Annotated in this window: 21 protein-coding genes and 1 tRNA gene; 15 read left to right on the top strand and 7 right to left on the bottom strand. The window is 63.7% G+C overall.

All coding sequences use genetic code 11. From position 1 onward, the window contains the following. Positions 1–84 precede the first annotated feature (84 nt). A complete protein-coding gene (locus BPHYT_RS38690) occupies positions 85–234 on the bottom strand; it encodes a hypothetical protein (protein WP_007180815.1) in 150 nt (49 codons plus the stop codon). Between the two features lie 590 nt (positions 235–824). Here BPHYT_RS38690 and BPHYT_RS15245 point away from each other — a divergent pair. Next, a protein-coding gene (locus BPHYT_RS15245; RefSeq protein WP_238535650.1) for an IS3 family transposase occupies positions 825–1,960 on the top strand; the annotation gives its coding sequence in 2 pieces (ribosomal slippage) (positions 825–1,083 and positions 1,083–1,960; 1,137 coding nt in all). A 106-nt stretch (positions 1,961–2,066) separates the two neighbouring features. Here the strand turns inward: BPHYT_RS15245 and BPHYT_RS15240 are convergent. Continuing rightward, the gene (locus BPHYT_RS15240) at positions 2,067–4,751 is read right to left on the bottom strand and encodes an excinuclease ABC subunit UvrA (protein ID WP_041759026.1); all 2,685 of its coding nucleotides are present in this window, start codon (positions 4,749–4,751) and stop codon (positions 2,067–2,069) included. 262 nt (positions 4,752–5,013) lie between these two features. On the opposite strand from BPHYT_RS15240, the gene BPHYT_RS15235 reads away from it, so the two are divergent. Next, a complete protein-coding gene (locus tag BPHYT_RS15235) occupies positions 5,014–5,220 on the top strand; it encodes a hypothetical protein (RefSeq protein ID WP_012434042.1) in 207 nt (68 codons plus the stop codon). A gap of 101 nt (positions 5,221–5,321) precedes the next feature. Here BPHYT_RS15235 and BPHYT_RS15230 read toward each other — a convergent pair. From BPHYT_RS15230 to pepN, 5 genes are all read right to left on the bottom strand, one after another. Next, a tRNA-Thr gene (locus tag BPHYT_RS15230) sits at positions 5,322–5,397 on the bottom strand. Between the two features lie 55 nt (positions 5,398–5,452). Then, positions 5,453–6,469, bottom strand: coding sequence for a class 1 fructose-bisphosphatase (locus tag BPHYT_RS15225; RefSeq protein ID WP_012434041.1), 1,017 nt, complete (start codon positions 6,467–6,469; stop codon positions 5,453–5,455). Positions 6,470–6,590: 121 nt separating this feature from the next. Continuing rightward, positions 6,591–7,046: a HigA family addiction module antitoxin gene (locus BPHYT_RS15220; protein ID WP_012434040.1), complete on the bottom strand. Its 456-nt coding sequence runs from the start codon at positions 7,044–7,046 to the stop codon at positions 6,591–6,593. Positions 7,047–7,062: 16 nt separating this feature from the next. Next, positions 7,063–7,344, bottom strand: a complete 282-nt coding sequence (locus BPHYT_RS15215) for a type II toxin-antitoxin system RelE/ParE family toxin (RefSeq protein ID WP_012434039.1) — start codon at positions 7,342–7,344, stop codon at positions 7,063–7,065. Between the two features lie 204 nt (positions 7,345–7,548). After that, positions 7,549–10,245, bottom strand: coding sequence for an aminopeptidase N (gene pepN, locus BPHYT_RS15210; RefSeq protein WP_012434038.1), 2,697 nt, complete (start codon positions 10,243–10,245; stop codon positions 7,549–7,551). Positions 10,246–10,472: 227 nt separating this feature from the next. On the opposite strand from pepN, the gene BPHYT_RS15205 reads away from it, so the two are divergent. The 13 genes from BPHYT_RS15205 to BPHYT_RS15145 all read left to right on the top strand — a co-directional run bounded on the left by BPHYT_RS15205 (position 10,473) and on the right by BPHYT_RS15145 (position 24,314). Then, positions 10,473–11,177, top strand: a complete 705-nt coding sequence (locus tag BPHYT_RS15205; RefSeq protein WP_012434037.1) for a DUF4136 domain-containing protein — start codon at positions 10,473–10,475, stop codon at positions 11,175–11,177. Between the two features lie 685 nt (positions 11,178–11,862). Further along, on the top strand, positions 11,863–12,645 hold the full coding sequence (locus tag BPHYT_RS15200; RefSeq protein ID WP_012434035.1) for a beta-ketoacyl synthase chain length factor: 783 nt from the start codon (positions 11,863–11,865) through the stop codon (positions 12,643–12,645). After that, positions 12,629–13,423, top strand: coding sequence for a lysophospholipid acyltransferase family protein (locus BPHYT_RS15195; protein ID WP_012434034.1), 795 nt, complete (start codon positions 12,629–12,631; stop codon positions 13,421–13,423). Before BPHYT_RS15200 ends, BPHYT_RS15195 begins: the two co-directional genes overlap by 17 nt. Then, positions 13,398–13,697 carry a phosphopantetheine-binding protein gene (locus BPHYT_RS15190; protein ID WP_012434033.1) on the top strand — a complete coding sequence of 100 codons (300 nt, stop codon included), beginning with the start codon at positions 13,398–13,400 and terminating at the stop codon, positions 13,695–13,697. The genes BPHYT_RS15195 and BPHYT_RS15190 overlap by 26 nt, the downstream gene beginning before the upstream one ends. Positions 13,698–13,700: 3 nt before the next feature. After that, entirely contained in the window at positions 13,701–13,952 is a 252-nt protein-coding gene (locus BPHYT_RS15185) for an acyl carrier protein (protein WP_007180827.1), read from the top strand. Then, positions 13,952–14,614, top strand: a complete 663-nt coding sequence (locus BPHYT_RS15180; RefSeq protein ID WP_012434032.1) for a COG4648 family protein — start codon at positions 13,952–13,954, stop codon at positions 14,612–14,614. Before BPHYT_RS15185 ends, BPHYT_RS15180 begins: the two co-directional genes overlap by 1 nt. After that, entirely contained in the window at positions 14,611–16,317 is a 1,707-nt protein-coding gene (locus tag BPHYT_RS15175; RefSeq protein ID WP_012434031.1) for an AMP-binding protein, read from the top strand. Before BPHYT_RS15180 ends, BPHYT_RS15175 begins: the two co-directional genes overlap by 4 nt. Further along, a complete protein-coding gene (locus BPHYT_RS15170) occupies positions 16,314–18,041 on the top strand; it encodes a glycosyltransferase family 2 protein (protein WP_012434030.1) in 1,728 nt (575 codons plus the stop codon). Before BPHYT_RS15175 ends, BPHYT_RS15170 begins: the two co-directional genes overlap by 4 nt. Further along, entirely contained in the window at positions 18,028–19,623 is a 1,596-nt protein-coding gene (locus BPHYT_RS15165; RefSeq protein WP_012434029.1) for an HAL/PAL/TAL family ammonia-lyase, read from the top strand. Before BPHYT_RS15170 ends, BPHYT_RS15165 begins: the two co-directional genes overlap by 14 nt. Beyond that, a complete protein-coding gene (locus BPHYT_RS15160; protein WP_012434028.1) occupies positions 19,620–20,051 on the top strand; it encodes an acyl-CoA thioesterase in 432 nt (143 codons plus the stop codon). The genes BPHYT_RS15165 and BPHYT_RS15160 overlap by 4 nt, the downstream gene beginning before the upstream one ends. Beyond that, positions 20,039–20,725 (top strand): LolA family protein, encoded by a 687-nt coding sequence (locus BPHYT_RS15155; RefSeq protein WP_012434027.1) that lies wholly within the window; start codon positions 20,039–20,041, stop codon positions 20,723–20,725. The genes BPHYT_RS15160 and BPHYT_RS15155 overlap by 13 nt, the downstream gene beginning before the upstream one ends. Further along, positions 20,725–23,136 (top strand): MMPL family transporter, encoded by a 2,412-nt coding sequence (locus BPHYT_RS15150; protein ID WP_012434026.1) that lies wholly within the window; start codon positions 20,725–20,727, stop codon positions 23,134–23,136. Before BPHYT_RS15155 ends, BPHYT_RS15150 begins: the two co-directional genes overlap by 1 nt. Continuing rightward, entirely contained in the window at positions 23,133–24,314 is a 1,182-nt protein-coding gene (locus tag BPHYT_RS15145) for a beta-ketoacyl-[acyl-carrier-protein] synthase family protein (RefSeq protein ID WP_012434025.1), read from the top strand. The genes BPHYT_RS15150 and BPHYT_RS15145 overlap by 4 nt, the downstream gene beginning before the upstream one ends. Positions 24,315–24,339: the final 25 nt, after the last annotated feature.

Here is a 24,339-nt window from a genome sequence, read left to right as displayed (position 1 = left end):
CAGAAAACGAGCGGTTAAACGTATGCAAACGGCAGCCGCGCGCCAGACGCGCGGACGTCAATGCTGCATTGCGCCACGGCATAGTTACTTCGAATCGCACGACTTGCGTTGTTCGTCGAAAAAAGCGCGAACGTGCTCCGGCAGCTCAGCACCCAGAAACTCGACGCCAGCGGGTTCCGGATCCGGGCAAAAGACTTTATCCGGGGTCGGAACTTTCGGTGGTTTGGCATCCATGATCTCTCTCCTTTACAAACCGATTATCTGCCTCGGTCCCCGTTTTGCACCAGCCTGCTGATGCGGGTCATATGTCGTTTGTTGCTTTAACGGCACAGGTCAACAATGGAACGGAATGTTTGAATAGAATTTAGCGGCTGACTGCTAATAGCCTTATTTCGCGGTCACCGTCCCAGCCAATCCAATACTCCGCGCCGTTTCCCTCTGGGCCTTATCCCGTGGGCCGCTCAGCATCCAGTCGTCGTTTTCGCGCACTCCACATTCATATCGACCGATAACAATCAATCGTCGCGAATATTTGTGCGCTGCCGCATCGACAGGATTTTCCATTTAAGAGGCCGAACGTTCGTTAATTGCGGTCGGTCCAGTACGCGCCATTCCGCCCTCTAATCTTTTGTAAACGAACGGTTCTCCCGTTTCGTTGACGACTAAAAACACTTTTTAAGATTTTTTGCCTGAATAAGAAAACCCAACGTTCGGCAGCGAACGCTGGGCTTTCGTCAGACGCTATTTTTACGGTTTCGGTGTGTAGTGGTCCAATGGTCCTGGACATCTCTAAAGGGGATAATTCTCCAACTGAGGTGAGAGACATGGGCAGACGGAACCTGACAGACGAGTTCAAGGCTGAGGCAGTGCAACTGGTGGTTGCGCAGGGCTATCCAATCACCAAGGCCTGCGAGGCGTTGGGCGTGGGTGACTCGGCTTTGCGGCGCTGGGTGGCGCAGTGGCGTGCGCAGCAGGCTGAGCCGCCACGCAGCGACGTGCAGATCCAGCGCGACCAGCGACGCATCCGTGAGCTGGAAGCGCGCGTGATGGAGCTTGAGCGGGAGCGCGAGATACTAAAAAAGTCTACGGCCTTCTTCGTCAAGGAAATGGATCGCTCCTCGAAGTGATCCGTTCGCTGAAGAAGGCCTGGCCGGTGAGTCTGATGTGCCGTTTGCTGAAGGTGCCGCGAAGCAGCTATTACGCCTTTGCTGCGCGGCCGCCCAAACCGGGCGCATCGCCTCCACTGCTGAAGGCCGTGCGTCAGATTCATAGCGAAAGCCGCAGCAGTTACGGCAGTCGCCGGATGGCGCAGGCACTGCAGCAGCAGGGTTATGCAATCGGACGCTACCGGGCGCGTTCACTGATGCGCGAGGCGCAACTGGCTGTGGCCAGGCGGCGAACGCACCGGTATCGCAAGGCCGAGGGTGAAGCCCTGATTGCACCTAACCTGCTTGAGCGGCAATTCGAGCCGGGCGCGATCAACCGGGTATGGGCAGGCGATATCACGTATGTGAGAACGCGTCAGGGGTGGTCCTATCTGGCCATCGTGATGGATCTGCACTCGCGCCGCATCGTAGGCTGGGCGTTCGCCTTGCAGGCGGATACGGAACTGGTCATCCAGGCCCTACAGCAGGCCCGGCAGAAGCGGCGCCCGGCAGCCGGGCTGATGTTCCACTCCGATCAGGGCTGCCAGTACACCAGCGAGCGCTTCGTGGGCGATCTGAAGGCGAACGGGATCGTCCAGAGCATGAGCAGAAAGGGGAATTGTTGGGACAACGCGGTGGTCGAGCGCTTCTTCAGAAGCCTGAAGAGTGAATGGATTGGCGAACAGGAATACGGCAACCACGAACTCGCCCGCCGCGATATCGCGGGCTACATCGCAGACTTCTACAACTACCGGCGCATTCATTCGGCGGCAAACAATCTGCCGCCAGTGCGGTACGAAACTTCGATTTATTGAAAAAACCCTTTGTGGGTGTCCAAAGAGGCTTGACCACTACAGTGCGGGAATTTTCCCTAATACGGAAAATGCGGCCGGTTTTCCAGTCACTTCGCCTGTCCTTCTTTCACGCTGCGAGGTGCTGCCGCAAATACTCGGCGGTGCGGCTTTCCTTCACGCGCAGAATCTCAGCCGGCGTGCCGCTCGCCACGATCTTGCCGCCGGCATCGCCGGCGCCCGGACCGACGTCGACGACCCAGTCGCTTTGCGACGCCACCCGCATGTCGTGTTCCACCACGACGACGGTATTGCCGGCATCCACGAGTCCTTGGAGTTGCACCATCAGCCGGTCGACGTCGGCGGGATGCAGGCCGGTGGTCGGTTCGTCGAGGATATATAGCGTGTCGCCGCGTTGTGCGCGTTGCAGTTCCGTGGCGAGCTTGATGCGCTGAGCTTCGCCGCCGGACAATTCCGTGGCCGGCTGACCGAGCCGCAGATAGCCGAGGCCGATGTCGCGCAGCACTTTCAGCGCGCGCATCACGCTGGCTTCGTCGGCGAAGAAATCGCAGGCGGCGTCGACTGTCAGGCCGAGCACCTCGGCGATGTTTTTATCGCGCCATGTGACTTCCAACGTCTGCGTGTTGTAGCGCGTGCCGTGACAGGTCGAGCAGGGCGCATAGACGCTCGGCAGGAACAGTAGCTCGACGCTGACGAAGCCTTCACCTTCGCACGTCGGGCAACGGCCTTGCGCCACGTTGAACGAGAAACGGCCCGCGCCGTAGCGGCGTTTGCGGGCGAGCGGCGTGTCGGCGAACAGCTTGCGCACGTGGTCGAAGAGGCCCGTGTACGTCGCCAGGTTGGAACGCGGCGTGCGCCCGATCGGTTTCTGATCGACGCGCACGAGCCGCCGCAGCGCGTCCATGCCTTCAGCGATGCGGCCGCTGGTCGGCGCACTCGCGGTGGCGAGCAACGGGTCTTGTTCGTCGTCGTCGGGGTTTTCGAAGACGCGTCCAAGGTGGCTGGCGACCAGTTCCGGCAGCGCCTGGCTCACGAGACTCGATTTGCCCGAGCCCGACACGCCGGTGACGGCGGTCAGGCAACCGAGCGGAAACGCGGCGTCCAGCCCGTGCAGATTGTTGCGCGTGATGCCGGCGAGCCGCAGCCAGCCGGCCGGTTCGCGCGTCGCGCGCGCGACGGGCGCGGGCGGCGCGAACAGATGCCGGCGCGTGTGCGACGCTTCGACCTTCGCGAGGCCGGCGGGCGGCCCGCTATAAACCACATGGCCACCGGCTTCGCCGGCTGCGGGACCGACGTCGACGAGCCAGTCGGCGCGCCGCATCATCTGCAAATCGTGTTCGACGACGAACAACGAATTGCCCGCGGCCTTCAGACTCTGCAACGCGCTGAAGAGCGCTTCGCCATCCGCGGGATGCAGGCCGGCCGATGGCTCGTCGAGTACATACACGACGCCGAACAACTGCGAGGACAATTGCGTAGCGAGTCGCAAGCGCTGCAATTCGCCGGATGACAGCGTGGGCGTGCTGCGCTCCAGCGCAAGATAGCCCAGACCCAGATCGACCAGAGTGGTCAGGCGTTCGAGCAATTCGGCGGCAATGCGCTGCGCGGCGACGCGTTTTTCCTCGGACAGGTTAGGTGTGCGCCGAACATCGGGCGCGGCTTTGTGCGCGGAACCGCCCGCGGCGACCCGTTTATCGACGGCATCGCGCATGGCGTTCTTGCTGAGCACGCTGCCTTTGCCAGGGTCTTTGCCCGAATGTCCGACATCCGGCTCGGGCCATTCGCCACGCGCGATCGGTGCGAGCATCTCGGCGAGCCGCGCTAGCGGCAACTGGGCAAACTCGCCGATATCGAGCCCGGCGAACTTCACCGACAGCGCTTCCTTCTTGAGCCGCTTACCATGACAGGTCGGACAGACGCTGCCGATCATGAATCGCGACACGCGTTTTTTCATCAACGCGCTTTGCGTGTTCGCAAACGTGTGCAGCACGTAGCGGCGCGCACCGGTGAAGGTGCCCTGATAGCTCGGTTCGTCCTTGCGCCTGAGCGCGGCGCGGGTTTCTTTCGGCGTGAGGCCGGCATAGACCGGCACGGTCGGCTGTTCGTCGGTGAACAGAATCCAGTCGCGGTCTTTCTTCGGCAAATCGCGCCACGGTTTATCGACGTCGTAGCCCAGCGTCACCAGAATGTCGCGCAGATTCTGTCCGTGCCACGCGGGCGGCCACGCGGCGATTGCGCGCTCGCGAATGGTCAGCGAGTCGTCCGGCACCATGGATTTTTCCGTGACCTCGTACACGCGACCGAGTCCGTGACAAGTCGGGCAGGCGCCTTGCACCGTGTTCGGCGAGAAATCCTCGGCGAACAGCATGGGTTGCTTCGGCGGATAGTCGCCGGTGCGCGAATAGAGCATGCGTACGAGACTCGACAGCGTGGTCACGCTGCCGACCGACGAGCGCGCGCTCGGCGTGCCGCGCTGCTGTTGCAACGCGACCGCGGGCGGCAGGCCTTCGATGGCGTCCACTTCGGGTACGCCGACCTGCTCGATCAGGCGTCGGGCATATGGCGCGACCGATTCGAAATAGCGCCGCTGCGCTTCGGCGTACAACGTGCCGAATGCCAGCGACGATTTGCCCGAGCCGGACACTCCGGTGAAGACGACCAGCGCATCTCGCGGAATCTGCACGTCGATGTTTTTCAGATTGTGTTCGCGAGCGCCGCGCACGCGCACGAAGCCGGTGAAGGCGGGTGCGTCGGACGGCGGCGTTGAAGGAGCGTTGTTGCGGATGGCGTCCATATCGATGACCAGCGAATAAGCGTGGCCGATGGGACGGCCAACCGCATGTGAAGTTGCACGGAGCATGCCCAACGATGAATTGAAGATGATGCCAGTGAACGCGAGGAGATGCATCGCGGCGAGATCGAGACGCGTGTACCCGTCAAGCCAGAAATGACCGCCTATCATTGATATCGACTATCCGCGCCCAGAGTGCGGTGGCTAACGGACGCGCCACTGCCGGCGCGGAAGATGGCAGTCTTCGCCCCTCAGAGAGTTCGCCATGGAAAACGCTGTGTACTGGAAAGGTCGTCAGGTCGGAATCGAGTCTGCCGGGCGGATTTTGTGGTTTTCTTCGGCGCCGCAAGAGGCGGTCGCGGCCTATAGCACTCATCAGCCAGAGCCGGCCCGCGCGGAAAATTCCGTTGTGGCGCGCAACCTCGGCGTGACAGCGCAGTTCGATCGGCCTGGTTTCGTGGGTGAGCGGTAGGGCGGTTGATTGCGCGGTGGCTATGCGCGGACCCGGCCAAAACACGTGCAGAAAAGCAAAAAGCCCAGTCGCGAGGACTGGGCTTTTTGCTTGAATCTTGATGGTGCCGGAAAGAGGAATCGAACCCCCGACCTTCGCATTACGAATGCGCTGCTCTACCGTCTGAGCTATTCCGGCATCAGGAGAAACGAGATTATAGGGACTTCTTTGTCAGCTTGGCAAGCCCCTCAGCTCACTTTTTTGTTTCGAGATGGTAGCGCGTAACCCGGTCCACCTCGTTCTTCGAGCCGAGGAACACGGCGACGCGTTCATGCAGGCTTTTCGGCTGGATGTCCAGAATGCGCTTCTCGCCGTTGGTCGCGGCGCCGCCTGCCTGCTCGACGATAAAGGCCATCGGATTCGCCTCGTACATCAAGCGCAGCTTGCCCGGCTTGTCCGGCGTACGCTTGTCGGCCGGGTACATAAAGATGCCGCCGCGATTCAGGATACGGTGCACGTCCGCCACCATCGACGCGATCCAGCGCATGTTGAAATCGCTCTGACGCGGACCATCCTTGCCAGCCTTCAATTCGCCGATGTACTGCTCGACCGGCGGATACCAGTGGCGCTCGTTCGAAGCATTGATCGCATATTCACGCGTTTCGACCGGAATGCGCATGTCGCTTTGCGTGAGCACCCACGAGCCGAGTTCACGGTCGAGCGTGAAGCAGTTCACGCCATTGCCGGTGGTCAGCACCAGCACGGTTTGCGGACCGTAGACCGCATAGCCCGCGGCCACCTGCTGCGTGCCCGGCTGTAGGAACGACTGTTCGGTGGGTTGTTGACCGTCCGGGCAACGCAGCACGGAGAAGATCGTGCCGATCGACACATTGACGTCGATGTTCGACGACCCGTCGAGCGGATCGAACACGAGTAGATATTCGCCCTTCGGATAGTTCGCCGGGATCGGGAAGAACTGTTCCATTTCCTCGGATGCCATGCCGGCGAGATTGCCGCCCCATTCGTTCGCTTCGAGCAGGATTTCGTTCGACAGGATGTCGAGTTTCTTCTGCACTTCGCCTTGAACGTTCTCGCTGCCCGCTGTGCCGAGCGCATCGCCCAGCGCGCCCTTGCTGACGTGGTAGCTGATTGCCTTGCACGCCCGCGCGACGACTTCGATCAAAAGGCGCAGATCGGCCGGCAGGTTGTTGGTTTCGCGCTGCTGCTCGATCAGGTACTTCGTGAGTGTGGTACGACGTTGCAAAGCCATGCTGTACTCCGGGAAGGCTTGAGGAATATTCTGATTTTAACCGTTCGTTGTGTCGCTTCCGCGCTTTTGCGCGCGAACCTTGCACAGCGATGGCGCCGGACATGCCGGTGCGTGGCGAAATTCAGGCTTTGCGGCGTGCCTTGCCGGTTGCCAGCTTGCCGCTCACGCTCGCCGCGAGCGCGGCGGCGCGGGCGTGTTCAGCTGAAACCTTCGGCATTTTCGGGCGTTCAGCCTTCGGCATGGGTTCGATTTCCCGCTCGATCTGCTCGCCGGCCGCCGCGGTGGCGACGCGCAGGTCGTAGGCGATTTGCAGATTGAGCCAGAACTGCGCGCTCGCGCCAAAGTAGCGCTCGAGCCGCAGCGCCGTGTCGGCCGAGATGGCACGCTTGCCACGCACTACGTCGTTGATGCGCGGCGCCGGGACGCGTAGCGCAAGCGCGAGCGCGTTGACGGACATGCCGAGCGGTTCGAGAAACTCGCTGCGCAGAATTTCCCCCGGATGGCCTTCCGGGATGCTGTCGCCGGTGTCGATGTCCGAGAAATCGATGCTGCGCAGATCGGAGCGTTTGATGACCATGCCGGTCTCCCAATAATCAGTGATAGTCGACAATTTCGACATTCAGCGCCTCCCCTTCGACGAAATGAAAGCAGATGCGCCATTGCGCATTGATCCGGATACTCCATTGCCCGCTGCGCTGACCCTGCAATGCTTCGAGCCGGTTGCCGGGCGGCGCATGCAGGTCGCGGATGGATTCCGCGGCGTCGATCATGAACAACTTGCGGCGCGCGAGCGCCTGCATGTGAAGCGGCAATGAGTACACGAACTTGCCCTGAAAGATTCCCGCCGTAGCTTTGTCGCCGAATGTCGTGATCATGGGATGATATAACGCGATGCGTTAAACGTAAACCGTTAAATGAACGCGTTTACTTTCTTCCCTTCAGCGCAAGTCGAACAGTCGTCCGGATGGCTAACGTGATTGCCACGCGCGGCCGCGTCGCGCCTGCAGAAAATCCAGGGCGAAAAAAAAGCCGGCAACGCGTGCCGGCTTTCCGATGCGACAACTGTGCTCAGGCGAGCATCATGCCAACGCTTTTTCGACGATCTCGCGTACGTCGCGCGATTTCACCTGAGACGCCACTTTCTCCAGCGCCGCGCGCATGCCGTCGCGCAGCGTCGGCGTGAAGCGGCGCCACAATTCCAGCGAGCGGGCGAGGCGCGCGGCCACTTGCGGATTGATGGCGTCGAGCGCGATCACCTGATCGGCCCAGAACGCGTAGCCCGAGCCATCTTCGGCATGGAACTGCGCCGGGTTCGCCGCGCAGAAGCTGAAAATCAGCGAGCGCGCGCGGTTCGGGTTCTTCAGGTTGAAGGCCGGATGCGTCATCAGCTTGCGCACGATCTCGATCACCGGACGCTGCGCGCTGCCACGCTGCGTGGCTTGCAAGGCGAACCATTTGTCGATGACGAGCGGCTCCTTTTCGAAGCGCCGGTAGAAGTCGTCCAGCGCCTGCTGCGCCTCGGCGCTGCCGCCATTCGCCGCCGACGCATTGAGCAACGCGGAGAGCGCCGCCGAGCGGTCGGTCATGTTGTTGGCCGCATCGTATTGCGCGGACGCGAGACGCACGGCCTCGGCCGGATCGTCCAGTTCGGCAAGATACGACAGCGCGAGATTCTTCAGCGCACGATGACCGGACGCTTCGGGCGTGGCTTCGTAAGCGCCCGGCGTGCGATGTTGCCCGTACACCTTGAGCCAGTCGCTCCTGAGCGCGTTGGCGAGACGCTTGCGCACGAACTGCCGCGCAGCGTGCACGGCCGCCGGATTCGATTCGGCCATCTGCTCGGCGAGATACGCTTCCGAAGGCAGCATCAACGCGAGTTCGCGAAACGATGGCGAGAGTGTTTCGTCGGTCAGCACTCGGGCGAACGCGGCCACCACGGAGTCGTCGAGTTGCAGCGGCACGCCGGTGGCTGCGCGTCCTGCGAGGGTGAGCAATTCGCGCGTAGCGAGCCGTTGGCCGGCTTCCCAGCGGTTGAACGGGTCGCTGTCATGAGCTAGCAGGAACGCGAGCTGTTCCGCCGAGTAGTCGTATTCGACGATCACCGGCGCCGAAAAATTGCGCAGCAGCGAGGGCAGCGGCTCCTGCGCCACGTTGACGAACGTAAAAGTCTGTTCGGTCTGCGTGAATTCGAGCACGCGCGTGGTGAAGGCCGAGGCCGTGTTTTCGCCTTGCAGTTGCAGCGGCAGGTCGCGGCCGTCCTTGCCGATCAAACCGATCGCGAACGGAATCAGCAGCGGGCCTTTTTGCGTTTCGCGCGCGGCCGGCGCGCCTTCGCCGTAGCCTTGTGTGAGCGTCACGCTGTAGCGTTGCTGCGCGGCATCGTATTGCGTTCGCACGGACACGCGCGGTGTGCCGGCCTGGCTATACCAGCGCTCGAATTGCGTGAGATCGCGGCCGTTCGCGTCGGCGAGCGCGTGGCGGAAGTCGTCGCAGGTCACGGCCTGGCCGTCGTGACGCTTGAAGTACAGATCCATGCCCTTGCGGAAGCCGTCGCGGCCGAACAGCGTCTGATACATCCGCACGACTTCCGAGCCTTTTTCGTAGACCGTCATCGTGTAGAAGTTGTTGATCTCGACGTAGCTTTCCGGGCGCACCGGATGCGCCATCGGGCCTGCGTCCTCGGCGAACTGCATCTGGCGCAGCACGCGCACGTCTTCGATGCGCTTGGTGGCGCGCGCGGCTTCGTCCGTCGCGCCGCCTGCCATGTCGGCCGAGAACTCCTGATCGCGAAACACCGTCAGGCCTTCTTTCAGGCTCAGCTGGAACCAGTCGCGGCACGTGACGCGGTTGCCGGTCCAGTTGTGGAAATACTCGTGGCCGACCACGGCCTCGATGTTCGCGAAGTCGGTGTCGGTGGCTGTTTCGGGGTTCGCCAGCACGTACTTCGTGTTGAAGATGTTGAGCCCCTTGTTCTCCATCGCGCCCATGTTGAAGTCGCTCACCGCGACGATCATGAAGCGGTCCAGATCGAGTTCGAGTCCGAAGCGCTCCTCGTCCCAGCGGATCGAATGGATCAGCGAGTCCATGGCATGCCGGGTTTTGTCGAGGTCGTGCGGCTCGACCCACACCTGCAGCAGCTTTTCCTTGCCCGAACCGCTCTTCACGCGCTCTTCCAGGGCGACCAGCTTGCCCGCGACCAGCGCGAACAGATAGCTCGGCTTTCTGAACGGATCTTCCCAGCGCGCGAAATGGCGGCCGTCGGGCAAATCGCCTTCTTCGAGCAGGTTGCCGTTCGACAGCAGCACCGGATAATCGGCTTTGTTTGCACGCAGCGTGACCGTAAAGGTCGCCATTACGTCCGGACGGTCGAGGAAGTAAGTGATGCGGCGAAAGCCCTCGGCCTCGCACTGCGTGAAGAAGTTGCCGCCCGACACGTAAAGGCCCGACAGCGTGGTGTTTTCAGCTGGGTTGCAAATGCTCGTGAGCGTCAGTTCGAACTGATCTGGCACGCTGTCGAGCCGCAAGCCGTGTTCGTGCGCGTGGGCATTGGCGAACGGCTGGCCGTCGATCTCGGCGCCGACGAACTCCAGTTGTTCGCCCATCAGCTCCAGGTGCGCGGCACGCGACGCCTCCGGATTGCGACGCACGCGCATCGTGTTTCGGACAACCGTGCGTTCGGGGACCAGATCGAACTCCAGTGCGACGGTGTCGATCAGGAAGGCGGGCGGCGCGTAGTCGGCGCGGCGAATCACATTGGGCGTTGCGGTATCGGCCATGGCGTTCTGTAGTGTTGGAACTCGAGCCGGCGAGCGCGCTTCTGGCGTGCGGGCCGGGCATGTCGAGCCATTGTACAAAGCCTCGGCGAATTGTGCGGAGCGAACTTTTTACCGAGTCGGCCGGTCAGCGTATTATCGGGCGCCCGCGTGCGGGAAAGCCTGTGCGTCGACGGGGCCGGGTTTGACGGACAATACAGAGGCAACTTGGAAGCTTCACGAGGTAGACCATGAAAATCGATCGATGGACCCGCCACGCCGCGCTGCTGCTGGGCGCACTGACGGTACTGCTTTCCGGCTGCACGACCTACGTCACCACTCAGGTCACAGCCTTTTCCGACTGGAGCGGCAACGACGCCACCCGAACTTATGCGTTCACGCGAGCGGCGGACCAGCAGAACAATCTTGAGCTCACCACTTACGAGCGCCTGGTCGCGAACGAACTCGCCACGCATTCGTTCCGTCAGGTCGACAGTGCGCAGGCGCGCTATCTGGTGGGACTGGCCTACGGAATCCGTTCGGACATGGTGACGGTCTCGGAGCCGGTGTATTACAACCCGTGGCCGGCGCCGTACTGGGGCTATGGCCGGCCATTCGATCCGTGGGGCCCGTGGGGCGCATTCCCGGCCACTTACGTGAACCAGAGCTATCCGATCTTCACCCACTTGCTGGGCGTGCGGATAACCGAGCGTGCGAGCGGCAAGGAGGTCTACAACGTGACGGCGCGCAATACGGGTGGCGAGTCGTCGCTGGTTCGGGCCATGCCGTATCTGGCGCGTAGCGCGCTGGCCGACTTCCCGCTCGGCAACGGCGTGGTTCATACGGTGAAGATTCCGGTCGACAAGAGTGGCGGACCATCGAACGAAATGGTGGCGACCGGCACGGCGCCTGCCGCCGCACCGGTGCCGGCGTCTGGTGCGAAAGTCGTTCAGTAAAGAGTATCTTGCTGGCGCGCGGTCAAACGGCGACGTGGGTGGTAGATAAACGGCCCGGCAGGTCACCCTGCCGGGCCGTTCTGCTTTTCCCGCCGGAGAGCGCAATGCGCCACGCCCCGATGTCGCCGTCGGGCATCCGCATGCCCCAATTGCATCGCTTGAACGGCAGAACGGCCTCGCCCGTGCGTTACGCATTCAAAATGAGGCCGGCTAACGACGCAGCAGCCCCCAATCTGAAACACTTTTTAAGAAAGTAAATTGAAAGTATTACCGGATTTCAGCGAATTATTTCCGGGTCCGGATCGGCGGCAAGCCGCGCCGCTGATGGGGAAAGGGTCCGTCAGCCAAGCGGAATACGGCGTCGGAGGCCTGTGCCATGGCTTGCCACGCGGGCGTCGCGTGAGAGAAACGGATACAGATGGATACGTCTTTCGAAGCTGATTTATCCGAGAATATTCAGTATGATTCCGGCGACCATAGGACGCCCACGACAATCTTTCGGACGAATTGACAAAGGCGGCTAAATAATCAGGGCCAAGTGCCGTTAATCCGCTGAACCCCATCTAATAAGATTGGATCGACCCCGGCTGGAGATTGCCGGTCCGCGCGGCGCGTTCACGCTGTGACGGTGCCGTATTCCGTCAGGCGCTTCAGCCTCTCCTCGCTTCTACGCGCGAACACCGATATGCCCGATCTGCACTGGACCATTCCGGTCGCTCGCTGGTCTAGCTGGCCTGCTGCCGCATCTGCCGCACCCGATATCGGCTTCATCGAGCCGATCGTGCGGCGTCGCCTGAGCACTCTGTCCAGAGTGGCGCTGAAGGTTGCGCACGATTGTGTCGCGAGAGATGCGGTGCGGGTCGTGTTCGCCTCGCGCCACGGCGAATTGCGGCGCACCACGGATATCTTGCGCGCCATCAGCGCGGGCGAGCCGGTTTCGCCGACCGCCTTCAGCCTCTCGGTGCTCAATGCCATGACCGGCGTGTTCGGCATTGCGCGCGGCGACCGCTCCGCGGCGAGCGCGATCTCCGCCGGTGCGGAAACGTTGGGTTACGCGCTGCTGGAAGCCCATGCGCAATATGCCACGCAGCCGGGTTCGCCGACGCTGCTCGTCTACGCGGACGAACCGGCCGATTCGGCATACGGCACGATCGAAGACGAAGTGCAGGGCGGCGCGATCGCGATCCTGCTGGATAGCGAAACGGCGACGGGCGAGCTGGAGTGCTGGGTGTCACGCGCAGTCCAGTCAGACTCCGCGCCGTTGTACAAAACCCGCGCAGGCGAAACAGGCGGGATGGAAGTGGCAGACGAAACAGACGGGACAGACAGGCCAAAAAGCACCGCCCCGGAAACCCTCTTCGCGACCCAGAGCCAGGCGCTGCAGCACTGTCTGGAAACCGGCCTGCCCGCCGCCTGGCAAAACGCCGGCGCCACCTGGCATTGGAGGTGGCATGACCGCGCGGCTTGATTACTTATGGCGATTCTGCGCGACCGGCATGGCTTTCGTGGTCTTCGGCGTGTGCGGCGTGCTGTTTTCCGTGGTGGTGTTTCCGCTTGCCTGGGTGTGGCCGCACCGCGCCTCGCGCCAATTCGCGGTGACGAGCGTGATTCACTGGTTTTTTCGTGTGCTGGTCGCGGTATTGCAACGCATCGGCGTGATGGAACTGGAAGTGTCGGGCGTGCAGGCGTTGCGCGCGGGCGGCCCGGCGATCGTGGTCGCCAATCACCCGACCTATCTCGATGTAATGGTGCTGCTGTCGCTCACGCCGCATGCCTGCTGCGTGGTGAAAAACGCGCACTGGAGCAACCCGTGTTTCTGGGGCATCGTGCGCTCGGCGGAATACGTCAGCAATGCCGATCCCGCGGAACTCGTCGAGGCCGGCGCGAAGCAACTGGCCGCAGGCTATACCATGATCATTTTTCCGGAAGGCACGCGCAGCCCCGCGCCGAACCGGTTGCATGCGTTTTCGCGCGGATTCGCGCACATGGCGCTGAAGGTCGGCGCGCCGATCGTCCCCGTGCTGATGGACTGCGATCCGCCCGCATTCACCAAGCAGATGCGCTGGTACGACGTGCCGGCGCGCGCGTTCAGAATGCGCGTGAACGTGCTCGAACCGCTCGGCGTCGACCAGCTCGCGGCCCATGACACTCCACCGGCTCTCGCGGCGCGTAGCGTGACGAGCGCCGTCGAAGCCCACATTACCCAGCACCTGTTCGATTATGGATTCTTTAAAACTGGAAATTAAACAGCTCCTGATCGAAGCTCTCGATCTGGAAGACCTGAGCCCGGCCGATATCGACGACGATGCACCGTTGTTCGATACCGACGGCATCGGTCTCGATTCGATCGACGCGCTCGAAATCGGCATCGTGCTGCGCAAACACTACCAACTGACCATCGCAGCGAACGACGAGCGCACGCGCGAACACTTCCGCTCGATCAGCACACTGGCGGCGCTGGTGGCGAGCCAGCGCGAAGCGGTGCACGCCGTGAACGAAACAACCAGAAAAGGGGAATAAACCGTGTCCGAGGCAGAGATTCTGGAGCGCATCCGCGCCATCTTCAAAGAGAACTTCGCTATCGAGCCCGAGCGCGTCACGCCCGAGGCGCATCTGTTCGAAGACCTCGATCTCGACAGCATCGACGCCGTCGACCTCGCGATCAAACTGCAGGAAATGACCGGGCGCCGCATCAAGCCGGAAGAGTTCAAGTCGGTGCGCACCGTCGGCGATGTGATCGGTGCGGTCGAATCGCTGCTGGCGGCACAGGGCTGATGTCCGCCGTGCGCTCGCGAACGCAAGCGGCGGCGGACCGGGTTGCCGATGCCTCGCCCGGCACTGAGCGCCATCTGGGCAAAACCGTCGTGCAGGTGCTGTTGAAGCTCGCGTACCCCGCGCTGATTCTGTGTGCCTGGAAATGGGACACGCCGCGCTACGTCGGCTGCATGCTGTTCGCGATCCTGTGGCTGCAGCGCTGGGCCGGCAGCGGGCCGGTCGCGACCTCGCTGCGGCGGCTCTCCTCGATCGACTGGACCGTGGTCGGTTTGCTCAGCTGCGCGTCGGCGGCGATCGTCTTGACCAATAGCGAGCTGCTGTTGCGTCTTTATCCGTCGCTCGTCAATCTGGGCTTGCTGATCGCGTTCGGCGCGACGCTCGTGCGTGGGCCGTCGATGATCGAAAAATTCGCGCGTCTCGGCAATCCGAATCTGCCGCCGGGCGCGGTGCGCCATACGCTGCGCGTGACCCAGGTGTGGTGCGCGTTCTTCGCGCTGAACGGCGTGTTTTCCGCGTACACGGCGGTGTACTGGAGCCGGGCGAGCTGGTCGCTCTACAACGGCGCGATCGCCTATGTGCTGATCGGCGTGCTGCTGGTGGCTGAGGTCATCTGGCGTTATCTGGTCGTGCTGCCGCGCGCGGCACGCTCGGAGGCGGCATGATCGCGTTGCACGATCTGTTGTCGGTGGCCGATGACGCTGCCGCGATGTATGCACCCGTATGCCGGGACGGCGCCACGCTGCTCGATCGCACGGCGTTTCGCGCGCGTGTTGCCGCGCTGATCGCGCTCGTGCAAACGCGAGACGCGCAACGCTACGCGCTGTGCATCGACGATCCGTTCGATTTCGCCTGCGCGCTCTTTGCGCTGTTCGCGTGCGGCAAGGAGCCGGTGATTCCGGCCAACTCGACGCCGGGTTATCTCGCCGATCTCGCCGACGCGTATGAAGTGGTACTGACGGACGCGGATTTGCCGCCGGCCGCGTTTGCTGCCGACGCCGCCCCGGCGCATACATCCCGCGCCGCTTACCCGATCGACCCTCAAGCTCCGCTCACGCTCTACACCTCAGGCAGCAGCGGCCGCCCCAAGCCGATCCGCAAGACGCTCGCGCAATTCAACGCCGAAGTGCATACGCTCGAAAAGCAGTGGGGCGCGCTAGTCGGCGACGCGACGATGCTTGCGAGCGTGCCGCATCACCACATTTACGGTCTGCTGTTCCGCGTGCTATGGCCGCTCGCAGCCGGCCGCGCATTCGATCGCGCGGTGAGCATCGAGCCGTTGCATCTGCAAACGCAGATCGAGCAATGCGGTGCGGCGGTGATCGTATCGACGCCCGCACAACTGTCGCGCTGGCCCGCGTTGCCCGGTTTCGCGGACCTGACGCCGGCACCGCGCGCGTTCTTTTCATCGGGCGGTCCTCTCGGGCTCGAAGCCGCACAGGAATACGCCGCCGCGTACGGCGCCGCGCCGCTTGAAATTTACGGCAGCACGGAAACCGGCGGCATCGCGTGGCGGCGCCAGGATCAGACCGACGCCTGGCAAGCGGTGTCCGGCATCGAAGTGCGCCGCGACGACGACGGCGCGCTGAACGTCCGCTCGCCGCATCTCGATCACGCCGGCTGGCACCGCACCGACGACAAGATCGCCTTCGACGACGAGGGCCGTTTCCGCCTGCAAGGCCGGCTCGACCGCGTGCTCAAGCTCGACGGCAAACGCGTCTCGCTGCCGGAACTGGAAGCGCGCCTCGCGCTGCACCCGTATGTGGCGCAAGCGGCAATCGTGCCGCTGGAAGGCGCCTCGCGCGAGCGCGTCGGCGCGGTCGTAGCGCTGACCGAAGCGGGCTGCGCGGCTTTGCGCGACGAAGGCCGTGTGGCGCTCGCGAAAGTCCTGCGCCGCCATCTCGCCGAATATTTCGATGTCGTCGTGCTGCCGCGCCATTGGCGTTTTCGCGTCACGTTGCCGTTCGACGCACGCGGCAAACTGCCGGTCGCTGCCGTGGCGGCCGCGTTCGCACCGCGTAGCGAGGGCATGGAAGTGCTGGCCGAGGCGCGCAACGGCGACACGCTGCACTACGAGTTGCGCGTGCCGCCCACGCTCGTGCATTTCGCCGGCCACTTTCCCGGTCTGCCGATTCTGCCTGGCGTCGTCCAGGTCGATTGGGCGATGCGTCTGGCCGCCGAGCACGTGCCGGGCGTGCGCGCGCTGGCGTCGATCGATCGTCTGAAATTCATGGCGCCGGTCTCGCCGGGCGCGGTGCTCAAGCTCACGCTCGCGCACGACGTGACGCGTCGGCGGGTGCAGTTTGCTTATCGCATGAACGGCCGTGAATGCGCGTCCGGCGTGATCGTCTACGGGGAGGCCGCGTGACGACGTTCTCCCCATGCATCGTCATTCCGATCTACAACCATAAGGACGCGATCGGCTCGACCGTCGCGCATCTGGCGGTTCACGACCTGCCGTTTTTCGTCGCCGATGACGGCAGCGACGAGGCTACCCAGCAGGTGCTCGCCACGCTCGCGCAGCAGTACGCCGGGCGGCTCACGCTGCTGCGTCTGCCGGTGAACGGCGGCAAAGGCGCTGCCGTGATGGCGGGATTGCGCGCCGCGCGCAAGGCGGGCTACACGCACGCGTTGCAGATCGACGCCGACGGTCAGCACGACGCCAGCGACGTGCCGCGTTTCATCGAAGCGGCACGCGCCGAACCGGACGCGGTGATTCTCGGCCGCCCGGTCTACGACGAGAGCGTGCCGAAAGCGCGTCTCTACGGCCGTTATTTGACGCACGTGTGGGTATGGATCGAAACGCTTTCGCTGACGATCCGCGACTCGATGTGCGGCTTTCGCCTTTATCCGCTGGCGCTGGCCTGCGATCTGATCGACAGCGTGCGGTTGCCGACACGCATGGACTTCGACATTGAGATCCTCGTGCGTCTGTATTGGCGGCGCGCGGCATTCCGCTCGATTGCAACGCGCGTCACCTACGCGAACGACGGCGTCTCGCATTTCGACGTGCTGTGGGACAACGTGCGCATCAGCCGCAGTCATACGCGGCTCGTGTTCGGCATGCTGTGGCGTCTGCCGATGCTGCTCGCGCACAAGGTCATGCCGCGTCGCTCCGCACGTGCAGGCGAGCAGGGCAAAGAAAACGAACAGGACTGGTGGCGCATCGCCGAACGCGGCAGTCATCTGGGCATGTCGCTGCTCGCGCTGAGTTGCAAGCTGTTCGGCCGACGCTTTACCGCGCTGTGGCTGCATCCGATCGTCGCGTATTTTCTGCTGACGGGCCGCGCCGCGCGCGAAGCTTCCAGCAACTATTTCAAGCATCTCGGCGAGGTTGCGCCGCACGCGGACACGCCGCGTCCAGGCTGGCTGTCCGCGTACCGCCATATGCTGGCGTTCGCGCAATCGGGCTTCGACAAACTCGCGGCATGGTCGGGGCGCGTGAACAACGCCGACGTCAAATTCGAAGATCCTTCGGCGTTCGAAGCGTTGGTGGCGAGCGGCAAAGGCGCGCTCGTGATCGGCGCGCATCTCGGCAATCTGGAGATGACCCGCGCGCTCGCCGCGCAGGGCGCTTATGCGAAGGTCACAGCGGTCGTCTATACGGAACACGCGCGCCGCTTCAACAGCGTGCTGGCCTCGGCCAATAGCGAGTTCGCGAAGCATCTGCTCGAAGTCAGCGACTTTGGTCCCGAGACCGCGATGATGATGCAGGAGCGCGTCGATGCCGGCGAGCTGCTGGTGATCGTCGGCGACCGCGTGCCCGCGCACGAAGCGGGCCGCACGACCGAGGCGCAATTCCTCGGCTCGACCGCGCCGTTCGCGCAGGGTCCCTACGTGCTCGCGCATGCGCTCGGCTGCCCGGTCTATTTGTTCTTCTGCCTGAAAGAGCGCGACGGCTACCGTCTGTATTTCGAACCGTTCGCCGAGCGCATCGAACTGCCGCGCCGTGAACGCGCGCAGCATCTCGCCGCGTGGGCGCAGCGCTATGCCGTGCGTCTCGAACACTATTGCCGCAAGGCACCTTATCAATGGTTCAATTTCTTCGATTTCTGGGCCAGCCCCAAGCGAGGCGCGAATGGCCGAACATGATCTGATCGATGTGCCGAATGCGGGCGCAAATGTGAACGACGCGGCGGTGGTGATCGGCGGCCGCAAGCTGACGATCGAAGAGGTCGTCGCGATTGCGCAGCATCGCGCGCCGGTTGCCTTGAGCGACGATCCGGCATGGCGCGCGCGCATCCAGCGCGGCGCGGATTTCCTGCGCCGGCATCTGGCCGCGGGCGCGACGGTGTACGGCGTCAACACCGGTTACGGGGACGCCTGTGTGGTCGACGTGCCGATGGAACTGGTCGAAGCGTTGCCGCTGCAACTCACGCGCTATCACGGCTGTGGCATGGGCCAATATCTCGACGACGCGCAAACGCTCGCGGTGATCGCCGCGCGCCTCAACTCGCTCGCTTATGGTTTTTCCGGCGTGCGTCCCGTGTTGCTCGAACGTCTGGCCGATCTGGTCAATCACCGTGTGCTGCCGCGCATTCCGTCGGAAGGCTCGGTCGGCGCGAGCGGCGATCTCACGCCGCTCTCGTATGTGGCCGCCGCGCTCGCAGGTGAACGCGACGTGATGTTCGAAGGACAGCTGCGCAACGTGCGCGAAGTGTGGGCCGAACTCGGCCATGCGCCGCTCACGCTCGCGCCGAAAGAAGGCCTCGCGCTGATGAACGGCACGGCCGTGATGACGGGTCTCGCCTGTCTCGCGTTCGCGCGCGCCGATCATCTGACGCGGCTCACCGCGCGTCTGACCGCGCTGTGCACCGTCGCGCTCGACGGCCGCGCCGCGCACTTCGACGCGATGCTCTTCGAAGTGAAGCCGCATGCCGGCCAGGCCGAAGCCGCGGCATGGATTCGCGATGACTTGTCCGGACGCGACGACACGCCGGGCCACCGTCTGCAGGACCGTTATTCGATTCGCTGCGCGCCGCATGTGATCGGCGTGGCGCGCGATGCACTTTCGTGGGTGCGCCGCGATGTCGAGAACGAACTGAACAGCGCGAACGACAACCCGCTGATCGATCCCGACAACGAACGCGTTCTGCACGGCGGCAACTTCTACGGCGGCCATATCGCTTTCGCGATGGACTCGTTGAAGGTCGCGGTCGCCAATCTCGCCGATCTGATGGACCGGCAACTCGCATTGCTGGTCGACGTGAATTTTAACAACGGCTTGCCGCGCAATCTGTCGGGCGCCGCGCCCGCGCGCGCCGCGATCAATCACGGTTTCAAGGCGGTGCAGATTTCGTCGTCCGCATGGACTGCCGAGGCGTTGAAGAACACGATGCCCGCGAGCGTCTTTTCGCGCTCCACCGAGGCGCACAATCAGGACAAGGTCAGCATGGGCACGATCGCCGCGCGCGACTGTCTGCGCGTGCTGGAACTGACCGAACAGGTCGCCGCCGCGCATACGCTCGCGACGGTGCAAGCCGCGCGCCTGCGCTTGAAGATCGATAGCGCGACGCCGGTGCCGGCGCCGCTGCAGGCGTTCATGGACAGCGTGGGCGCGCAGTCGCCGTTCGTCGACGAAGACCGCGCGCTCGAACACGAGCTGCGCGCGCTGACCGCGCGCATTGCCGCGTGCGATCTTGCGAGCGACTCTCGCGGAGGACCGAGCGCATGACCGGTTCCCGCAAAGTGTTGAGCGCGAGCGCGACGGTGGAAGTGCCGTTCCACGATGTCGACGCGATGAACGTCTGCTGGCATGGCCATTATCTGAAGTACTTCGAGATCGGCCGCGCGGCGCTGTTGCGCGCGTTCGACTACGACTATCGCGAGATGCAGGCTTCGGGTTATCTGTGGCCGATCGTGGAGGCGCATCTCAAGTACGTGAAGCCGGCTACCTACGGTCAGCAGATCGAAGTGCGCACGCAACTGCTCGAACACGAAAACCGCTTGAAAATAGGCTATGAAATCGTCGATTGCGCGACCGGTACGCGGCTGACCAAGGGTTATACGATTCAGGTCGCGGTCGATGCCGCCACCCAGGAGTTGCAGTTCGTCTCGCCGCCGGTCGTGTTTGAGAAGCTGGAGCGCGTATGGGCACGATGAATTTGCGCGCTGTGATCGCGGGCGCTTTGAGCGTGGTGAGCGTACTTGCCGCGACAGTTGTAGGGATGGAGCCTACGTCGGCTGCGTTGGCATCGACGAAAGAGGCCGCGCCCGGCAATCCCGCGCTCGTCTCGCAGATCGCCGCGCATCTCGCGCAGGCCAAGGGCGTGCGCGCGCAATTCACGCAGACGCAAACGCTCGCCGCGATGAAGCAGCCGCTCGTGAGCACCGGCTCGCTGCTGTTCTTCCGCGAACGTGGCGTGATCTGGCAGATCGACACGCCATACAAAGCCACCTACGTGATCACCGATGCCGGCGTGACCGAAGTCAACGCCAACGGCCAACGCGTCACGGCTCACAGCGCGCAAGGCACGCGCGGCGTCGCGCAAGTCTCGAAGATGATGCGCGCGATGCTCGGCGGCGATCTATCGGCGCTGTACTCGCAATTCGACGTGCAAGCCGAAGGCAGCGCCGCGCAATGGCGTATGCAACTCACGCCGAATCAGCCGCAGATCGCGCAGTCGATCAAAGGTCTGGAGATGAACGGCGGCGACTATCTGCAGCGCTTGCGCATCACGCTCGCGAACGGTGACATTACCCAACTCGAATTCACGAAGAGCGCGGCCGTGACCGAACTCACCGCGGCTGAACGCGGTCTGCTCGGAGCGCCGTAATGGACATGCTGCAACAGCGATCCGCGAAACAGGCGTGGGGTATGCGCGCCGCGTGGCTGCTGCTCGCGCTCGCTGCGGCGTTGTATTGCGGCTGGCGATTCGCGGGACCGTCGCCGCTGCAAACCAATCTGCTCGCGTTGTTGCCGGCGACCGAGGCAGATCCGGTCGCCGAAAAGGCGGTCGATACACTGGCGAGCGCGCTCGGCGACCGCACCGTTTTTCTCGTTACCAGCAACGACGACGCGCATGCGAAAGCCGCGGCGAAACAACTCGGCGCTTCGTTGCAAAAGAGCGGGGCGTTCGGTTCGGTGACGGCCGAGTTGCCGCCGTTCGATTTATCGCAGATCGCGGCGTTGTACATGCCATATCGTTTCGGCTTGCTGGCTCCTGCAGACCGGGCGGCGCTCGCGAGTGGCACGGTCGGCACCACCACGTTGCACGACGCGCTCGCCCAGCGCATCTACAGCCCGCTGCGCGGCGGACTCACCACGCCGCTCTCCGACGATCCGTTCGGCTGGCTCGAACACTGGCTCGGCGGCCTGCCGCTTGCCACATCGAATCTCGAACTCGAAGACAACATGCTGGTCGCGCATCAAGGTGCCGCCACCAGCGTACTAATCGTCGCGACGCTGCCGGGCTCTGCGTACGAAACCAAAACGCAGCACGCGGTACTCGCGTCGCTCGCTCAAGGCGAAAGCACATTAAAACAATCGTTCCCGGATGTCTCCGTGGCGCGAACCGGCGCCGTGTTCTACGCCGAGTCGGCACGCAGCGCGTCGGAACATGAAGTGCATCTGATCGGCCTCGCGTCGCTGTGCGGCATCGCGCTGCTGATGATGTGGGTGTTCCGTTCGCCGCGTCTGTTGTTGCTCGGCTTCGTGTCCACCGCGCTCGGCATTGTCTGCGCGCTGGCGGTGACGATGCTGGTATTCGGCAAGCTGCATCTGTTGACGCTCGTGTTCGGCGCGAGCCTGATCGGCGAGGCCGTCGACTATTCGATTCAGTACTTCGTCGTGTATCTCGGCGCGCAACGCGATTGGGACGCGCGGCGTGGCGCGCGCGCCGTGCGTCCCGCGTTGAGCGTGGCGCTCGCGACGAGCCTGCTCGGCTACGCGATCCTCACGTGGGTGCCGTTTCCCGCGCTCAAGCAGATCGCCTGCTTCGCGATTGCCGGTATTACGACGGCGTTCGCGTCCGTGCTCTGGCTGCTGCCCGCGTTGCTCACCCGCGCGCCCAAACGCAGCCCCAAGCGCGTGTTTGCAGGTGCGGCGCGCGTGCTGACGGTGTGGCATCGCACGATCGGCGGCAGGCGGGCGTGGTTCGTGGCGGCGCTGTTGCTGCTGCTGGCGATTCCCGGCTGGCTGCGCCTGACCAGCGACGACGATATCCATCTGCTGATCCAGCGCGATCCGGCGCTCGTCGCGCAGGAAGACAAAGTGCGCGCGGCGGTCGGCGTGGATAACAGTGCGCAGTTTTTCGTCGTGCGCGGCGAGACGCCCGAGGTCGTGCTGCAACGCGCGGAAGCATTAGGCACGAAACTGGATGCGTTGAACGGCACCGCGGACAAGGTCGGCAGCTATCAGTCGGTTGCGCAGTTCGTGCCGTCCGCGAAACAGCAGAATGAAGATCGTGCGTTGCTTTCGCAGCATGTTTTCAACGACCGCGCCGCATTGCGCGCCACGCTCCTGCAAGCCGGTTTCAAGGACGAAGTGGCCGACGCCTGGCTCGCCGCGTACGCGAAACCACAAGCGCCGCTCACGATCGATACGTGGCTCGCGACGCCGTGGTCGCAACCGTACAAACACCTCTGGCTTGGCGAAGTCGATTCGTCGACGAAAGCCTATGCGGCGGTCGTCATCCCGCAGGGCGTGACGCCGCAGAACGAACCCGCGTTGATCGCGGCCGCGCAGGGCTTGTCCGGGGTGGTGTTCGTCGACAAGGCCGCCAGCGTGTCGAAACTGTTCGGCGCGTATCGCGTGGATAGCGGCTGGTGGCTCGGCGGCGCGCTTGCACTCGTGCTCGTTCTGTTGATGCTGAGATACAAAGTGCGTGGGGGCATCGCCGTGACCTTGCCGGTGCTGCTCGCGGTGGGCGTCACGCTCGCCGTATTCGGCTATGCGCACGTACCGCTCAATCTGTTCAACTGGCTCGCGCTGATGCTCGTGCTCGGCGTGGGCGCAAACTATGCCGTATTCCTGCGCGAAGGCTGCCTGCGCGCGGACGCGGATCTCGGCGCGGTGTGGACGGGCGTGCTGCTGTCGGCGGCTACGACGTTGTTGTCGTTCGGCATGCTCGGTATGAGCGCGATGCCCGCGCTGGAGAGTTTCGGCGCGACGCTCGCGCTCGGCATTGCGGTTTCGGTGCTGCTCGCGCCGATCGGCATGCCATTGGAATCAAGGAGGGCCGCATGAAAGCGCCATCAGTTTATTTGCACGCGCTCGGCATGATCAACGCGCTCGGCGGCGACCTCGACAGCATTGTCCCGGCGCTCGCCGCCGGTCATTCGCCGGGTATGGCGAACGCGCATACGGGGATCGGCGAGGCGTTCGTCGGCAGCGTGCTTGCGCCGCTGGAGCTGGCGCCGCCCGCCGAACTCGCCCGTTACGACTGCCGCAATAACCGCCTGCTGCTCGCCGCGCTGACGCAAATCGCGCCCGCTGTCGAGGCGGCGCGCGAACGCTACGGCGCGCATCGCATCGGCGTGGTGCTCGGCACCAGCACGTCGGGTATCGAAGCCGCCGAAGCGGCGTTCGTCTATCAGGCGCAAGCGGGCGATCTGCCCGTGAACTTCAACTACCGGCAAATGGAAATCGGCACAGCGGCGCCGTTTGCTGCCGCCGTGCTCGGTGTGCATGGTCCGGCCTTCACCATCTCGACTGCGTGCACGTCGAGCGCAAAGGCCTTTGCGTCCGCGCGCCGGCTGCTGCAATTGCAACTGTGCGACGCCGTCGTGGTGGGCGGCGTCGATTCGTTGTGCGAGCTGACGGTGCAGGGTTTCGCATCGCTTGAATCGACCAGCAACGTGCGCAGCAATCCGATGAGCCGCAACCGCTGCGGGATCAACGTCGGTGAAGGCGCAGCCGTGTTCCTGATGAGCCGCGACGAAGCGGCGGTGCGGCTCGCGGGCGTCGGCGAATCGAGCGACGCGCATCACATTTCGTCGCCGGACCCGCAAGGCGTGGGCGGTGAACTCGCTTTGCGCGCGGCGCTGGCCGATGCGGGCATCGAGTCGTCGGCGATCGGCTATGTGAATCTGCATGCCACCGCCACACGCAAGAACGATGAAATGGAAGCGGGTTTGATGTCGCGCGTGTTTCCGCAAGGCGTGGCGACGAGCGGCACCAAGCCGTTGACCGGCCACCAGCTCGGCGCTGCGGGCGCCACCGAACTCGCGTTCACGTGGCTCTCGCTGGCGCACGACGATGTGCCGCTGCCGCGTCATCTGTGGGACGGCGAGGCGGATCCCGCGTTGCCCGCACTGGACCTGGTCGTTAGCGAACGCTTCATGCCGCGCGGCGGCGCGCAATACGCAATGAGCAATTCATTTGCGTTCGGCGGCAGCAACGTCAGCCTCGTTCTTGCCCGATGAGTTGCCCAATGAACCACGCGATAAG

The sequence above is a fragment of the Paraburkholderia phytofirmans PsJN genome, assembly GCF_000020125.1.
Classification (GTDB): domain Bacteria; phylum Pseudomonadota; class Gammaproteobacteria; order Burkholderiales; family Burkholderiaceae; genus Paraburkholderia; species Paraburkholderia phytofirmans.
The sequence above is the reverse complement of the archived record's forward strand: the minus strand, read 5'-3'. Positions and strand labels throughout refer to the sequence as shown.

Excerpts from the sequence above, each read along its gene's own strand:
- BPHYT_RS38690 (WP_007180815.1), bottom strand. The coding sequence starts at position 234 with ATGGATGCCAAACCACCGAAAGTTCCGACCCCGGATAAAGTCTTTTGC.
- BPHYT_RS15240 (WP_041759026.1), bottom strand. The coding sequence starts at position 4,751 with ATGGACGCCATCCGCAACAACGCTCCTTCAACGCCGCCGTCCGACGCA.
- BPHYT_RS15235 (WP_012434042.1), top strand. The coding sequence starts at position 5,014 with ATGGAAAACGCTGTGTACTGGAAAGGTCGTCAGGTCGGAATCGAGTCT.
- BPHYT_RS15225 (WP_012434041.1), bottom strand. The coding sequence starts at position 6,469 with ATGGCTTTGCAACGTCGTACCACACTCACGAAGTACCTGATCGAGCAG.
- BPHYT_RS15220 (WP_012434040.1), bottom strand. The coding sequence starts at position 7,046 with ATGGTCATCAAACGCTCCGATCTGCGCAGCATCGATTTCTCGGACATC.
- BPHYT_RS15215 (WP_012434039.1), bottom strand. The coding sequence starts at position 7,344 with ATGATCACGACATTCGGCGACAAAGCTACGGCGGGAATCTTTCAGGGC.
- pepN (WP_012434038.1), bottom strand. The coding sequence starts at position 10,245 with ATGGCCGATACCGCAACGCCCAATGTGATTCGCCGCGCCGACTACGCG.
- BPHYT_RS15205 (WP_012434037.1), top strand. The coding sequence starts at position 10,473 with ATGAAAATCGATCGATGGACCCGCCACGCCGCGCTGCTGCTGGGCGCA.
- BPHYT_RS15200 (WP_012434035.1), top strand. The coding sequence starts at position 11,863 with ATGCCCGATCTGCACTGGACCATTCCGGTCGCTCGCTGGTCTAGCTGG.
- BPHYT_RS15195 (WP_012434034.1), top strand. The coding sequence starts at position 12,629 with ATGACCGCGCGGCTTGATTACTTATGGCGATTCTGCGCGACCGGCATG.
- BPHYT_RS15190 (WP_012434033.1), top strand. The coding sequence starts at position 13,398 with ATGGATTCTTTAAAACTGGAAATTAAACAGCTCCTGATCGAAGCTCTC.
- BPHYT_RS15180 (WP_012434032.1), top strand. The coding sequence starts at position 13,952 with ATGTCCGCCGTGCGCTCGCGAACGCAAGCGGCGGCGGACCGGGTTGCC.
- BPHYT_RS15175 (WP_012434031.1), top strand. The coding sequence starts at position 14,611 with ATGATCGCGTTGCACGATCTGTTGTCGGTGGCCGATGACGCTGCCGCG.
- BPHYT_RS15165 (WP_012434029.1), top strand. The coding sequence starts at position 18,028 with ATGGCCGAACATGATCTGATCGATGTGCCGAATGCGGGCGCAAATGTG.
- BPHYT_RS15160 (WP_012434028.1), top strand. The coding sequence starts at position 19,620 with ATGACCGGTTCCCGCAAAGTGTTGAGCGCGAGCGCGACGGTGGAAGTG.
- BPHYT_RS15155 (WP_012434027.1), top strand. The coding sequence starts at position 20,039 with ATGGGCACGATGAATTTGCGCGCTGTGATCGCGGGCGCTTTGAGCGTG.
- BPHYT_RS15150 (WP_012434026.1), top strand. The coding sequence starts at position 20,725 with ATGGACATGCTGCAACAGCGATCCGCGAAACAGGCGTGGGGTATGCGC.
- BPHYT_RS15145 (WP_012434025.1), top strand. The coding sequence starts at position 23,133 with ATGAAAGCGCCATCAGTTTATTTGCACGCGCTCGGCATGATCAACGCG.